Raw genomic sequence first — 14,790 nt, 5'->3', positions numbered from 1 at the left:
GCGGGTCGGGGACGGGTCAGTACGGCCACGACCAGTCCGCGACCTCGGGCAGGTCGGTGCCGTGCTCGCGGATCCAGGCGTGGTGGCGGCCGCGCTGGTCGGCCATCAGCTGCCGCAGGGCCGTGGCGCGGACGGACAGGTCGGGGACGCGGTCGACGACGTCCATGACCAGGCGGTACCGGTCGAGGTCGTTGCGAACGACCATGTCGAAGGGCGTGGTGGTGGTGCCCGCCTCCTTGTAGCCGCGCACGTGCAGGCGGCTGTGCCCGGCACGGCGGTAGGCGAGGCGGTGGATCAGCCACGGGTAGCCGTGGTAGGCGAAGATGACCGGCTTGTCGCGGGTGAACAGCGCGTCGTACTCGAAGTCGGCCATGCCGTGCGGGTGTTCCTCGCACGGCAGGAGCCGGGCGATGTCGACGACGTTGACGACGCGCACGGCGAGTTCGGGCCGGTGCTCGCGCAACAGGGCGGCGGCCGCGAGGACTTCCAGGGTGGGGACGTCGCCCGCGCAGGCGAGCACGACGTCGGGGTCGCGCAGGCCGTCGTCGGTGCCCGCCCACTCCCACACGCCCGCGCCGCGCGCGCAGTGGGCCCGGGCCGCGTCGAGGTTCAGCCAGTCGAAGCAGGGCTGCTTGCCCGCGACGATGACGTTCACGTGGTCGCGGCTGAGCAGGGCGTGTTCGGCGACACAGAGGAGGGTGTTGGCGTCCGGCGGCAGGTAGACGCGGACGACTTCGGGGCTCTTGTTGAGGACGTGGTCGACGAAGCCGGGGTCCTGGTGGGAGAAGCCGTTGTGGTCCTGGCGCCAGACGTGCGAGGTCAGCAGGTAGTTGAGGGAGGGGACGGGCGCCCGCCACGTCAGCTCGCGCGCGGTCCGCAGCCACTTGATGTGCTGGTTGACCATGGAGTCGACGATGTGCACGAACGCCTCGTAGCAGGAGAACAGACCGTGGCGGCCGGTGAGGAGATAGCCCTCCAGCCATCCCTGGCAGAGGTGTTCGGACAGGACCTCCAGCACGCGGCCGTCGGTGGCGAGGTGTTCGTCGGTGGGCAGCGTCTTTGCCTGCCAGGCCTTGCCGGTGGCGGTGAACAGGGCGCCGAGGCGGTTCGACTCCGTCTCGTCGGGGCCGACGACGCGGAAGTCACGCCGCTCGGCGGTGTCGGCCATCACCTTGGCGAGCAGTCGGCCGAGTACCCGGGTGGGCTCGTGCAGGGCGGTGCCGGGCTTGTCGACGGTGACCGCGAAGTCCTCCAGGGGGCGCAGCGGCAGGGTGCGGGTGAGCAGGCCGCCGTTGGCGTGCGGCGTCGCGCCCAGGCGCCGATCTCCCTCGGGCACGCACGCCAGGACCTTCGGGGTGGGGCGCCCTTCGGCGTCGAACAACTCCTCGGGGCGGTAGGAGCGCAGCCAGGCCTCCAGCTGGCGCAGGTGCTCGGGGTTCTCGCGCACGCCCGCGAGCGGCACCTGGTGCGCGCGCCAGGTGCCCTCGACCGGCTCGCCGTCGACGTGCGCGGGCCCGGTCCAGCCCTTGGGCGTGCGCAGGACGATCATCGGCCACGCCGGGCGGCTCCCGCGCCCGCGCCCGCCCGTGGAGCGTGCGTCCCGCTGGATGGCGGTGACGCGGTCGACGGCCCGGTCGAGGGCGGCGGCCAGGTCGCGGTGGACGGCGCGGGGGTCGTCGCCGGTGACGTGCAGGGGCTCGTGGCCGTAGCCGCGCAGCAGGGCGTCGAGTTCGGCTTCGGGGATGCGGGACAGGAGGGCAGGGTTCGCGATCTTGTAGCCGTTCAGGTGCAGGATCGGCAGGACGGCGCCGTCGTGCACGGGGTCGAGGAACCGACTGGAGTGCCAGGACGCGGCCAGCGGCCCGGTCTCGGCCTCGCCGTCGCCGACGACGCAGGCCACGAGCAGGTCCGGGTTGTCGAAGGCGGCGCCGTAGGCGTGCGCGAGGGAGTAGCCGAGCTCGCCGCCCTCGTGCAGGGAGCCGGGGGTCTCGGGCGCGACGTGACTGGGGACGCCGCCGGGGAACGAGAACTGCCGGAACAGCCGCTCCATGCCCGCCGCGTCCCGGGTGACGTCCGGGTACGTCTGCGTGTAGCTGCCCTCCAGCCAGGAGTTGGCGAGGACGGCGGGACCGCCGTGGCCGGGTCCCCACACGCACAGCGTGTCGCGGTCACGCTCCTTGATCAGCCGGTTCAGGTGCGTGTGGATCAGGTTGAGGCCGGGGGACGTGCCCCAGTGGCCGAGGAGGCGGGGCTTGATGTGCCGCGGTTGCAGCGGCTCGGTGAGGAGCGGGTTGGCGAGCAGGTAGAGCTGGCCCGCGGCGAGGTAGTTCGCGGCGCGCCAGTGGGCGTCGAGGGCGCTGATGTGATCCTTGGCCATGGGTGACGGACCTCGCTTCTGTCCGGGGATCGTGTCCGGGTGCGTGCCCGGGGCCGCGTCGTGCGGGTCCGGGTCTGCCGCGTACGGGTGCGGGTGGGCGTCCGGGTTCCACGTGCGGCGCGGTTCAGACAGGTCGGGCGCAGGGATGTCCGGTGCGTGGAGCACGTCCGGCGGGTCCAGCACGTCCGGCGCGTCCGACCCATCGCGCCCATCGCGCGCATCCGGTACGTGAGACGCGTCTGGTACGTCCGGCGCGCACGCCGCGCGGGCGTAGCTCACGCATGGGGCACCACCGTGACCGGGCACGCGGCGTGGTGCAGGACGGCGTGGTTCACGGGGCCGAGCTGGAGGCCGGTGTGGCCGGGGCGGCGGCGGGCGCCGACCACGATCAGGTCGGCGGTGGCCGAGGCGTCGAGGAGGGCGGCGCGGGCCTGGCCCTCGACGGCCTCGTGGCGCACGGCGACGGCACCGTGGTCACGTACCGCCGACCGCAGGGCCACGTCGAGTTCGCGCTCCGCGCGCAGCCGTCGCGGGTCGGCGGCGCCGGCGGGACGCGGCCCGCCGCCGGCCTCGGGCACAGGGCGGCGCCAGGCGTGCACGGCGAGCAGTTCCGTGTCGCGCAGCCGGGCCGCGCGCACGGCGTACGCCACCGCGGCCGCGGCCCCGGCGGCCTCGTCGACGCCGACGACGACGCGCCGGAACCCGCCGCGCAGGCTCTGTTCCCCGCCGCGCACCACGGTGACCGGGCAGGAGGCGCGGGCGGCGACGGACAGGCTGACCGAGCCGAGGAGGAGCCCGGCGAGGCGGCCGCGCCCCCGGCTGCCGACGACCACCCCGGCCGCCCTGCGGCTCTCCCGGATGAGGGCGGCGGCGGGGTCCTCGTCCAGGACGCCGCTGGTGACGCCGGCCGCGCGGGCCCGTTCGCCGACCCGCGCCGCGGCGGCCGCGAGGACGCGGTCGGCCTGGGCGCGCACGGCCTCGCGGTTGATGCCGAACGACGGTTCGTGGCCCTCGTACCACTCCCATCCCGACGCGTGCACGACGCGCAGCGCGAGGGAGCCGCGCTCGGCCTCGTCGGCGGCCCAGTCGAGGGCGCGCAGGCTCGGCGGTGAGCCGTCCACTCCGACGATCAGTGTCCCGTCCACGGCGTACGGCCTCCTCGGCGTCGTGCCCGCGCCCGCTGCCGGGACCCGCCGCTCGCCCGACGGGTCCCACCCCGACGTTGGCATGCTCCGGCCGTGCCCGGGCAGAGGCGAACCGGCCCGCTGAGGGGGCCGACCGGCCCTGTCGCAGGAGGGAGTCGGGGGCGGTCAGCGCCGGTTCAGGGCCGCGCGCTGGGCGTCGCTGAGCCTCTCCGGCCTGGCGGAGACGCCGTAGGTGTCCGGTGCCGTGCGGCGCAGGGCCACCGGGTCGGCGATGTCCGGGTGCCGCTCGGCGTCGTGCAGCGCCGTGGCGACGCGCTCCCCGGACCAGCCGAGCGCCGTCGCCAGTTGCCCGGCGGTCAGCGGGACTTCGGCGTGCACGAGGGCGGCGAGGACGGCGAGGGCGTCGGCGAAGGCGTCCGCGGTGGTGCCGCCCGCCATGTCGTCGCTGAGGCTCGTGAAGAACTGCCGCATGTGGTCGAGGCGGGCGCCCGCGGGTGTGCCGGGGTCGAGGATGTCGGCGCCCGCCTGCGCGGTGTCGGCCATCATCGCGTGCGTACGGGCGCTGGTCAGCCAGGTGCGCAGCCAGACGTCGTCGTCGATGACGTAGGCCTCGCGGCGCCCGGAGGCGTGGCGTTCGCGGCGCAGCAGGTCCAGGCGTTCCAGGTACGCGACGGCCTTCGACACGGAGGCGGGGCTGACCCGCAGGAGCCGCGTCAGGTCGGCGGCGGTCAGCGCGCCGGAGTCGGCCGTGACGAGGCTCGCGAGGACGCGGGCGGCCATGCGGGGCAGCCCCGTGTGCACCATCAGCTGCGCGAACTGGTCGACGAAGCCGCGGACCGCTTCGGGGTCGCGCCCGTGCGCCGCCTCCGGGTCGCCGCGGTGGTCGGCGCGGGCGACGCGGTCGCCGGACGGCGTCTCGTACGGGGCCGGGGCGGCCCGGCGGGCGCGGCGCGCGGTGGCGTGGTGCGCGTGCTCCGCACGGTAGCCCCGGGCGCCGCCGTTGCGGGCCACCTCTCTGCTGACGGTGGACGTCGGCCTGCCGAGCCGCCGGGCGATCTCCGCGTACCCGAGCCCGTCGGTGAGCCCCGTCGCGATCCGCCGCCGGTCCTCGTGGGTCAGCCTGCCTCCGGGCATCGTCGAGCCCTCCGCTCCCCGCCGCCGGTCGATGACGTGACCAGTGTGCCTTTCCCGGCACCCCATTGCAACGGCAAGCGGGCCAACGTTGCATTCACCTTCAACTCCATTGCACCGAAAGGCGAGAGATGCCAGTTCATTCCCCGGAACATCCCCACCATCGATTGACGCTCCATTGAACGCAACGTAGCTTTCACATCCGCTGAACCCCGGTCGGCCGACTGCCGATCCCGGTGAGCGATCCCCCGTCCACCCTGCGATCACGGTGAATTGATGACGATGATGACCACGACCGGCGAGGACGACGTCGTACTCGACGTCGAAGGGCTGCGCATGCGGTACGGCACGACCGACGTCCTGCGGGAGGTGACCTTCCGCGCCCGGCACGGCGAAGTGCTGGCCCTGCTCGGGCCGAACGGTGCGGGCAAGACCACCACGATCGAGATCCTGGAGGGCTTCCGGATGCGCTCGGCGGGCCGGGTCCGGGTCCTCGGCACGGATCCGGCGCGCGGCGACGAGGCGTGGCGGGCGCGGGTGGGCGTCGTCCTGCAGTCGTGGCGCGACCACGGCAAGTGGCGGGTGCGGGAACTGCTCGCGCACTTCGGCACGTACTACGTCCCGTACGCCACGGAGGCGGTGCCGCGCCCCTGGGACGCCGATGAACTCCTCGCCGCCGTGGGCCTGTCGGCGCAGGCGGGCGACAAGGTGAAGACGCTGTCGGGCGGGCAGCGGCGCCGCCTCGACGTGGCGATCGGCCTCGTCGGCCGGCCCGAACTCCTCTTCCTCGACGAGCCGACGGCGGGCCTCGACCCACGGGCCCGCCACGAGTTCCACGACCTGGTCCACGGCCTGGCCGCCGAACACCGGACCACGATCCTGCTCACCACGCACGACCTCGCGGAGGCGGACAAGCTCGCCGACCGCATCATGATCCTCTCCGGCGGCCGGATCGTCGCGGACGGCACCGCGGCGGACCTGGCCCGCCGCACGGCCGCGGCGGACGAGGTGAGCTGGACCCGCGACGGACGGCAGTTCACGCACACGACCGGTGAGTCGACGCGGTTCGTACGGGAGTTGTTCGCCCGGCACGGCGAGGCGATCGGTGATCTGGCGGTCCGCCGGGCCTCGTTGGAGGACACGTATCTGGCGCTGGTGCGCGAACCCGGGAGCGGCAGCGGCGAGCCGGCGCCTGCCGCCGTGCACGCGGAGCGCACGACGGAGGTGGCCCGATGAGCACCCTCGCCCCCACGCGGCGGACGCGCCCCGCGAGCCCCACGGCCACCGCCCTGCGCGCGGGCTGCGGACGCGGCGCGATCGAACTGCGCCAGTCGTTCACCAACGGCGCGGAGCTGGTGTCGCACCTGCTCTGGCCGGTGCTCATGCTCACGGCGCTGTTCTTCATGCGGGACACGGAGTTCGGGTCGAGCGGGCTGCTGCTCGGCACCCTCGCGCTGCCGAGCATCCTCGGCATGAACGCCGCGATGGGCATGGTCACGATGAGCCAGGTCCTGACGGCCGAGCGGGAGGACGGCACCCTGCTGCGGGCCAAGGCGACGCCGGGCGGGATGCGCGGCTATCTGACCGGCAAGGTGATCTCCGTCGCCGGGGGTCTCATCGCCGACCTGGCGATCCTCCTCGTCCCCGGCATGTTCCTCATCGACGGCCTGGCGGCGGACGACGCCGGGTCCTGGCTGACGCTGCTGTGGATCCTGGTCCTCGGCATGGTGGCGACGCTGCCCGTCGGCGCGATCCTGGGCTCCCTCTTCCCGAGCGCCCGCAGCCAGGGCCTCATCCAGCTCCCCGTCATCGGCATGATCTCGATCTCCGGCGTCTTCTATCCCCTCACCGCGCTCCCCGACTGGCTCCAGCTCGTCGCCCAGTGCTCCCCCATCTACTGGCTCGGCCTCGGCATGCGCTCCGCGCTGCTCCCCGACGCCGCGGCACAGGTGGAGATCGCCGACTCCTGGCGCCACCTGGAGACGGCCGCGGTGCTCGGCGTGTGGGCGGTGCTCGGCCTGGCCCTCGCTCCGGTGGTGCTGCGGAGGATGGCGCGACGGGAGTCGGGGTCGGAGGTGGCCGAGCGCCGGGAGAGGGCGCTGCAGCGCGTGGGCTGAGGGCCGCGTGCGCGCGCGGCGCCGCGTCGGCCCGCCGGAGGGTCCCCGCGGGTCGGCGCGTGGACCGCTGAGCGCCGGGAGGCCGGGACCGGCTCAGCAGGTGGGCCGGTACGGCACGTCGGGGACGTACGCCTTCCAGTCGCGCCGGGACAACCCGGTGCCCGTGCGGGCGCAGACGTCGGCGGCCACCCGCCGCGGAGCGACGCGGTAGCGCTGGACGGAGACGTGCTCGCCCGCCGCGTACACGGTGGCGCTGTCCGGGCCGAACGCGAGGGAGAGCGGTAAGTCGCCGGGCGTGGGCAGCGCGGCGCCCAGGGCCTGGTTGGCGGTGGCGTCCCACAGCCGCAGCGTCCCCTCGGAACCGCCCACGGCGAGGGTCCTGCCGTCCGGGGAGAAGGCCAGGGCGGCCACCGGCTCGGCGACGTCCTGCCGTTCACTGGTGAACGTACCGTCGAACTCCCCGACACGGCGGCGCAGTTCGCCGTCCCACAGGCTGACCCGCCCCGAGGTGTCACCCGCGGCGAACAGGCGGCCGTCGGGGCTGAACGCGATCGCGGTCAGCGAGTCCGCGTCGAGGCCCGGGCCCACGCGGGTCACCCGGCCGTCCCGCAGGTCGGCCATCCGGCCGCTCGCGGCCACCAGGAGCCTGCCGTCGGGCCGGACCGCCAGGTCACCGCCGAGGCCGCGCAGCACCTTGGTGCGGTTTCCCCGGCGTACGTCGTAGACCTCGGTGCGCCCGTCCGCGCCCTCCCCGCGGGAGAGGAACAGGGAATTCCCCTCCGGGCTCAGCGCCATCGAGAAACCACCCTCCGCGTCCCTGCCAGGGGCCCGGAGGGACTTCGGTGTCCTGTCCCGGCCCGCGGCGACGTCCCAGACGGCGAGCCGCTCCCCCGCCGCCGAGTCCACCGGGCCCGTCCGGTAGGCGAGCGTCCGCCCGTCCGCGCTGAACGCCATGCCCTCCAGACAGTCGCCCACCTGCTCCTCGAGGCAGCGCAGCCGGGGCAGTTCGCGCGCGGGCCGCCGGGTGCGCACGTCGTACAGCTGGAAGCGGATCCCGTCGGCCTCCTGCCGCGAGCCGACGAGCAGGCGGCCGTCCGCGCCGAACGCGGCACCGGACACCGCGGGTTCCCGCCAGGTCCTGGCAGCGGCATCGCGCAGGGCGAGCGTACGCACGACTCCCCCGCGCATCCGGCGCTGTGACAGATAGCGGATGCGGCGGTCGTCGAGGTCGAGGCTGAGCTGCCCGACGGACTGCGTGCTGACCGGGTACCGCAGCACCGGCCGCTCGGCGTCGGACAGCCGCCAGAGGCTGATCTCCTCGGCGTCCGACGTCACGACGAACCTGCCGTCGGCGCCGAACTCCAGGCTCGTCACGCCGACTTGGTCGATGCCCGGCAGCGACGCTCCGGTCCGCGCCCGCCAGATCCGTACCGCGTCAGGCGTGAGGGACGCGACCGTGCGGCTGTCGGGGGCGAAGCGGACCTCCGCACAGGTGTCGTCCCCCCGGCGCGGCAAGGACCCGGGAACGGGAAGGCGCCGCCGCCCGGCCATGTCCCACACCTGGAGCCTGCTCCCGGCCGGGCAGAGCGCCACAAGACGCTCGTCCGGACTGACGACGGCCGCTTCCACCTGGCCGACCGGAGCGCTGAAGAGGACACGCCGGCGCTCCGTGTCCCAGACGCGGGCCCGCACGGCGGCGGTGTCGCCCAGGACGACGGTGCGCGCGGTGGAGCCGAACCCCAGGCCCACCGCGTCGGGCGAGCCGACGCGGCGTCCGGACGTCCGGCCCGCGCCGATGTCCCAGACGAAGACACCGTCCTCCGTCTCCAGGAGCAACCCCCGTGCGTCGGGGCTGAGATGAGTGGCCGACCCCACGTGGCGGCCGAGCCCCGGATACGTCCCCGACCTGCGTTTGGTCCGCACGTCCCACGTCGTGACGTGCGAGCGGTCGGCGACGACCAGGATGCGCCCGTCCCGGCTCAGGAACTGCTGGGAGTCCAGGCTCTCGGGCACCGTGAGGACGTCCTCCTCCGGCTGGGTGTGGGCGCCCATGAGGCCCGCCCGGGTCTCCGGTGTGTCGGCCACCCTCCAGGCGGCGACGCTCAGCCGCATGGCCGTGACGGGGTCGGAGAAGCGCATGCCGTTCGCCAGCGCGCTGACCTTACGGGCGACGGCCTCGGTTCTGCGCTTCTCGCTCGTGCGGTTCTGCTGCCACGCGATCGCACCGGCGAGCAGCGCCAGGACCAGCAGGACCGTCAGCGCGCCCAGCAGGGACCGGTTGCGGCGGCGGTCCCTGGTGCGGGCGGAGACGGCGGCCGCCAGGAAGGCACGCTCGTGCGCGGTCAGGGCGACCTCGCCGTCCCTCCCGGCGAACGCCTCCTCCACGGCGGTCAGTCGGTTGCCCCGGTACAGGGCCCCGGTGTCGCGCCCGCTCTCCTCCCACACGTTGGCCGCGTCCGTCAGGCGGCGGTGCAGCCGCAGCCGCTCCCTGTCCTCCTCCACCCAGGTGCGCAGCCGGGGCCAGGCCGTGATCAGCGCCTCATGGGCCAGATCCGCCGAGGACTCCTCCAGGGTGACAAGGCGGGCACGGGCCAGGCGTTCCAGGACGGACGCGGCACCGGGGCCCACCGCGAGGAGTTCGGCGCGCTCGGCCGGGCGCCGGGTGTCCGGCGCCCCTTCCCCCGGCGTGATCAGACGCAGCAGGAGGTGCCGCGCGAGAGCGGCCTCGGTGGGCGTGAGCCGCGCGTACACCTCCTCGCCCGTGTGGGCGATGGCACCCCGCAGGCCGCCCGCCGCCTCGTAGGACGACTCGGTCAGCGCCCGGCCCCTGCGCCGCCGCCACGTCTCCAGGAGCGCGTGCGACAGCAGGGGCAGACCGCCCGGCTCGTCGGCCACCTCGGTGACGAGCCGGGCGGTCAGGGCCCGTTCGACGAGTGCTCCGCGGGTGGCCGCGGGACCGACGATGGCCTGGCGCACCTCTCCCTGGCTCATGGGCCCCACCAGCAGGCTGGTTCCGCGCAGGGCCGCGGCGAGCGCGCGGTGCTCGGCGCACCGGCCGTAGAAGTCGGCGCGTACGGCGATGACGACGCGCAGTCGGCTGTCCGGCCGCCGGGCGGTGAGCAGCAGGTCGATGAACCCCGCCCGCTCCTCCTGGCTCCGGCACAGGGTGAAGGCCTCCTCGAACTGGTCGATCACGACGACCGTGTCGCGTTCGCCGTCGGCCGGGGAGAGCGGCGCCGCGTGCGCGGTGAAGGGGTGCGTGCCGGGAGTGAGGATGCGGATGGCCGCGGGGCGCCGGTGCGGCTCGTCGGCGTGCTGGAGCGCGGGGATGAGGCCCGCGCGCAGCAGGGAGGACTTGCCGCTGCCGGAGGCTCCCACGAGCGCGGCGAACCGGTTCTCCGCGACGACGGTGAGCAGTTCGCCGGTCAGTCGCTCGCGGCCGAAGAACTTCTCCCGGTCGCCCGGCTCGAACCGGGCGAGGCCGAGGTAGGGCGCGGGCTCGTCGTCCGCGGCCGAGGGCACGGCCGCCGCCTCCGCTCCGGCCTCGCGCCAACGCCGCTCCCACTCCGCCCCGTCACCGCCGCAGGCCGCCACGTAGGCCCGCAGGACCGGCAGCGACGGCAGCCGCTCGCCCGCGGCCGCCTGCGCCAGGGTCGTGACCGAGTAGCCGCCGCGCGCGGCCATCGTCCGGTAGGTCGGCCCACCCGCGTCACGGCGGAGCGCGCGCAGCTCGGACGCGAAGCGCTGGACGGGTCCCGCGTCCGGGTCCAGCGGACTCTCCCGACGCCCCACATTCCCTCCCCCGGCACGTGGTGGACCGCGTCAAAGTACGCGGGGCCGTGGCATGCGGCAACGCGCCGCGACAGCCGGGGGCTTTCTTCGGCCACCGCGTGCGACCGGCGGTGTTCGTTTGTACGGAGTGATCGCCGAGGGCTGCCTGACAACGCGGCGGCGGCTGCAATCGAGTCATCGGCCAGGGGTCGGCCGGCGCCCCGGGGTTCTCCCCCGGGTGCCTCGGCCGCCCCCGCGGGCCGACCACATCACAGCCAACGGACGAGCCCTGCCTGGGCTCAGTCGGGGGAGAGATTCCATGTACGTCAAGCAAGCCATCGGCGTGGCCGCTGCCGCTGTCACGGCGGCGGTCGCCCTGACCATCACCACGGCGGCCGAGCAGGACACGCCGGACACGAGGGCGGCCTCGGGGGCGGCGGCCACTCTCGCGCAGCCGAGCCCGCTCACGGGCGAGGGCACCACGGGCAACTGGCCGCCGCCGCACGCCACCGAGAGGGGCAACTGGCCGCCGCCCCAGTTCCAGACCCAGTCCCAGACGGGCAACTGGCCTCCGCCCAAGGCCCAGACCACCCAGACAGGTAACTGGCCTCCGCCCCAGTCCACTCACACGGGCAACTGGCCGCCGCCTCAGGTGGCCGCCGCGATCGGCGCATGACCCGTTCTCCCGAGCCGGTGCCGTCCGCCCGAGTGGGCGGGCGGCACCGGCACGCCCGGATGACGCCGGTCAACGTGCCTGCCCGGCGGCCGTGTTCAGGGGTTTCCGGCGTGGGCGAGCAGGTCGCGTACGTGTGCGGCCTCGGGGCTGCCGACGCGTTCGAACAGGGACAGCGCCTCCTGCCAGCAGGTGTGCGCGCGCTCGTGCTGGCCGAGCCTGCGCAGGGTCCGGGCGAGGACGGACAGCACACCGGCGACCCGCCGGTCGCCGCCGATGTCGCGCAGCAGGACGAGCGCCCGTTCGCCGTGCGCGGCGGCCGCGGGCGCGCGGGCGGCGGCCAGGTGGGCGGTGGCCATGCGGAAGTGGGTCATGCCGGTCCAGTACGGCTGTCTGCTCTCCTGGAACATCACGAGGCCCTGGTGGAACCGGTCGAGCGCCTCGTCGTGGCGGCCCGCCTCGTGCAGGGCGAGGCCGAGCGCGTAGTAGCCGTTCGCGAGCCGCAGGGTCGCGCCGAGCCCGCGCCACAGCTCCACCGACTGCTCCGACGCGGCGATCGCGCTCTCGGTCTGCCCGAGACCGAGCTGGGCCCGGCCCAGGTTCATGAGCATGGCCGTCTCGCCGTAGCGGTTGCCGTCGGCCCTGAAGGCGCCGAGGGCCTGGGTGAAGCAGGCCGCGGCGGCCCGGTGACGGCCGTGGAAGACGGCGAGCAGGCCGAGCAGGTTGGGCGCGTAGCCGAGCGTGAGCGCGTCGTCGGCGGCGGCGCCGAGGGCGTGGGCGCGCTCGGCCTCCTCGCGCGCCCGTTCCACGCGGCCCGCCAAGTGGTGCACTTGGCCGAGAACCACCCTGGCGCGGCCCTCGGTGCGCGGATCGCCGCCGCGCCGGGCCTCTTCGGCGACGGCTGACGCCGCCGAGGCGTACGGCTGCCGGTGGGCGCCCGACTCCATCAGGTCCTGTGTCACGAGGAGGACGTCGGCGGCCATGGGCGCGAGCGCCGGTTCCGCCGCGCACTGGCGCACCGCGGCGAGCAGGGCGGGTCCTTCGGAGAACAGCCAGTCCAGGGCCTGTTGGCGGTCGTCGAACGGCAGGGCCCGGCGACCGGTGGGCGCCAGGTGTTCCAGGAGCCGGTCCCCCGGGTTCTCCAGCGCGTACGCGTGGCAGGCCGTGGCCAGGTAGAAGCCGAGCAGCCGGGACAGCACGGCCCCGCGGTCCCCGCCCGGGTCCTCGCGTACGGCGCGGTCGCGGGCGAAGAGACGCAGCAGGTCGTGGTGGTGGTAGCGGCCCGGGGCGGCGGATTCGAGGAGGCCGGTGTCGACCAGGGACTCCAGGAGCCGCTCGCTGGTGTCCTCGTCCTCGTCCAGGACGGCGGCGGCCGCGGCGAGGGAGATGTCGGCGCCGTCCGGCAGCGCGAGGCGCCGGAAGGCCCGGGCGGGCGCGGGCTCCAACTGGCCGTAGCCCAGCTCGAAGGAGGCGTCCACGGCGAGGTCGCCGACGCGCAGCTGGTCGAGTCTGCGGCGTTCGTCGGCGAGCCGCCCGGCCAGGGTGGAGACCGCCCAGGCGGGGCGGGCGACCAGGCGTGCGGCGGCGATGCGGATCGCGAGGGGCAGGTGGCCGCAGGCGGCGACGGTCTCGCGGCAGGCGGTCGGCTCGGCCGCGGCACGCGGGGCGCCGACGACGCGCGTGAAGAGGGCGAGGGCCTCCTGCTCGGTCATGACGTCGAGGTCGAGCACCTGCGCGCCGGGGGCCGCGACGAGCCGGGCGCGGCTCGTGATCAGCACGGCGCAGCCCGGGGCGCCGGGCAGCAGGGGGCGCACCTGGGCCTCGCCGTGCGCGTTGTCGAGCAGGACCAGGACCCGGCGTCCGGCCAGGGTGGACCGGTAGAGCGCCGACCGTTCCCCGTGGTCGTCGGGAAGGGCGGAGTCGGGGACGCCGAGGGCGCGCAGGAAGGCACCCAGGACGTCGTGGGGTCCGGCGGGCCGGGCGCTCTGGCCGAGGAGGTCAGCGTAGAGCTGCCCGTCGGGGAAGTGGCCGCGGACGGTGTGCGCCACCCGCACGGCGAGCGTGGTCTTGCCGACGCCGCCGAGTCCGCGCACCGACGCGATGGGCATCACCCGGCCCGGGTCGCGCAGCAGCTCGCGCCGCAGGTGTGCGGTGGCGGCGGCCCGGCCGGTGAAGTCGGCGAGCTCGGCCGGGAGTTGGGCCAGGCGCGCCGCCGGGGGCGGCGGCTCGTCGTCGCCGCCGGTGTCGGCGGGTGCGGCGAGGGCGGGGTCCGCGTGCAGGACCCGCTGGTGCAGTGCCGTCAGTTCCGGGCCCGGGCCGACGCCGAGTTCCTCGTCGAGCATGCGGCGGGTGTCGGCGTACACGCCCAGTGCCTCGCCCTGGCGTCCGCCTCGGTAGAGCGCCAGCATCAGCAGGGCGCGCAGGCCCTCGCGCAGCGGGTGCTCGGCCGTCAGCGAGGTCAGTTCGGAGACGGCGTCCAGGTGTCCGCCGAGCTCCAGGTCGAGGGCGAGGCGGTGTTCGAGCAGGGCCAGGCGCCATTCGGTGAGGCGGGAGCGCTGGGCGTCGGCGAAGGGGCCGGGGACACCGCCCAGGGGCTCCCCGTGCCACAGGGCGAGCGCGTCGCGCAGTGCCTGTCGGGCGCGGTGCGGGTCGTGTGCGGCGCGGGCCTCGGCCGCCTGCGCCTCGTGCTGCTCGCACCGGGCCAGGTCGAGTGCCCCCTCCGGCAGGGCGATGGCGTATCCCCCGGCCTCGGAGACGAGGGTGCGGCGGCCCAGGGCCTTGCGGAGCCGGGAGGCGTAGGTGCGCAGGGCGGGGAGCGCCTGGGCCGGGGGTGTCTGCCCCCAGATGGCGTCGATGAGTTCGCTCGCGGTCGCCGTGCGTCCGGCCCGCAGCAGCAGCGCGGCCAGCAGGGCCCGTTCCTGGGGGCGGCCCTCGGGCAGCGCCTGCGTACCGCACCACACCCGGACAGGACCGAGCACCTGGAAACGCAGCGGGGACGCGGGCCTCCCGGCGGTGCGGCCCGGGTCCGCAGCCCGCGCGGGGGTCCCGCCGGGGCCGGGCGGTGCGCGGCGGTGGTCGGGAAGCGTGAAGCCGAGCCGCTCCAGGGGCATGCCGAACATCTCCTCGAGCACCCGCTGGCTGGAGGGGCGCGGGCAGGGCGGGTCGGGCTGCCGCCAGCGGTGCACCTGGCGCGCGGTGATCCGCCGCGGCTCGCCGAGCCGCCACGCCGTGGCGTCGTACACAGCGATGAACACCGCGGGTTGCTGCCACTGGCGCCGGGCGCACAGCCGGGCGAAGACCGACTGCTGTGTCGCCATGCCCGCCTCCCGGCTCTCTCGGCCGACGGCTCCAGCGACTCTCTCCGGCCGAGGGCTCAAGCTAGCGGCCGACGCGATGCGGTCACAGGTGTCTTACCGGACGAAAAGTCCGGCCGGAAGTCCGGCGGCGCGGCATCGGCACGGGCGCGGGAGGGCGCCGACCACGGTGTTTCGCCGGGAGAGCCGTCTCGTGGGAGTGGTCATCGGACGGACAGTGCGCGGAGGCGGCCTGGTGAGCGCGCCGGTGTTGACTCGTCCT

8 protein-coding genes are annotated in these 14,790 nt (G+C 75.2%); 3 read left to right on the top strand and 5 right to left on the bottom strand.

Features of this window, described 5'->3' with window-relative positions:
* Positions 1-16: 16 nt before the first annotated feature.
* The 3 genes from AB6L24_RS16155 to AB6L24_RS16145 all read right to left on the bottom strand — a co-directional run bounded on the left by AB6L24_RS16155 (position 17) and on the right by AB6L24_RS16145 (position 4,656).
* A complete protein-coding gene (locus AB6L24_RS16155) occupies positions 17-2,377 on the bottom strand; it encodes a phosphoketolase (protein ID WP_405655955.1) in 2,361 nt (786 codons plus the stop codon).
* A 275-nt stretch (positions 2,378-2,652) separates the two neighbouring features.
* Entirely contained in the window at positions 2,653-3,522 is an 870-nt protein-coding gene (locus AB6L24_RS16150) for a universal stress protein (RefSeq protein WP_405655953.1), read from the bottom strand.
* A gap of 165 nt (positions 3,523-3,687) precedes the next feature.
* Complete coding sequence (locus AB6L24_RS16145; RefSeq protein ID WP_405655952.1) at positions 3,688-4,656, bottom strand: MarR family transcriptional regulator; 969 nt, start codon at positions 4,654-4,656, stop codon at positions 3,688-3,690.
* A 273-nt stretch (positions 4,657-4,929) separates the two neighbouring features.
* On the opposite strand from AB6L24_RS16145, the gene AB6L24_RS16140 reads away from it, so the two are divergent.
* Positions 4,930-5,889, top strand: a complete 960-nt coding sequence (locus AB6L24_RS16140) for an ABC transporter ATP-binding protein (RefSeq protein ID WP_405655950.1) — start codon at positions 4,930-4,932, stop codon at positions 5,887-5,889.
* On the top strand, positions 5,886-6,770 hold the full coding sequence (locus AB6L24_RS16135) for an ABC transporter permease (protein ID WP_405655949.1): 885 nt from the start codon (positions 5,886-5,888) through the stop codon (positions 6,768-6,770). Before AB6L24_RS16140 ends, AB6L24_RS16135 begins: the two co-directional genes overlap by 4 nt.
* A 93-nt stretch (positions 6,771-6,863) precedes the next feature.
* On the opposite strand, the gene AB6L24_RS16130 is transcribed toward AB6L24_RS16135, so the two are convergent.
* Positions 6,864-10,562 carry a hypothetical protein gene (locus AB6L24_RS16130; RefSeq protein WP_405655947.1) on the bottom strand — a complete coding sequence of 1,233 codons (3,699 nt, stop codon included), beginning with the start codon at positions 10,560-10,562 and terminating at the stop codon, positions 6,864-6,866.
* 298 nt (positions 10,563-10,860) lie between these two features.
* Between AB6L24_RS16130 and AB6L24_RS16125 the strand changes: the two genes are divergently transcribed.
* Positions 10,861-11,217 carry a hypothetical protein gene (locus tag AB6L24_RS16125; protein ID WP_405655946.1) on the top strand — a complete coding sequence of 119 codons (357 nt, stop codon included), beginning with the start codon at positions 10,861-10,863 and terminating at the stop codon, positions 11,215-11,217.
* Between the two features lie 95 nt (positions 11,218-11,312).
* Here the strand turns inward: AB6L24_RS16125 and AB6L24_RS16120 are convergent, their stop codons facing one another.
* On the bottom strand, positions 11,313-14,324 hold the full coding sequence (locus AB6L24_RS16120) for a BTAD domain-containing putative transcriptional regulator (RefSeq protein ID WP_405657189.1): 3,012 nt from the start codon (positions 14,322-14,324) through the stop codon (positions 11,313-11,315).
* Positions 14,325-14,790 lie beyond the last annotated feature (466 nt).

This window comes from Streptomyces sp. RK9 (assembly GCF_045070545.1).
In the GTDB taxonomy this organism is placed as follows: Bacteria; Actinomycetota; Actinomycetes; order Streptomycetales; family Streptomycetaceae; genus Streptomyces; species Streptomyces alboflavus.
The sequence above is the reverse complement of the archived record's forward strand: the minus strand, read 5'-3'. Positions and strand labels throughout refer to the sequence as shown.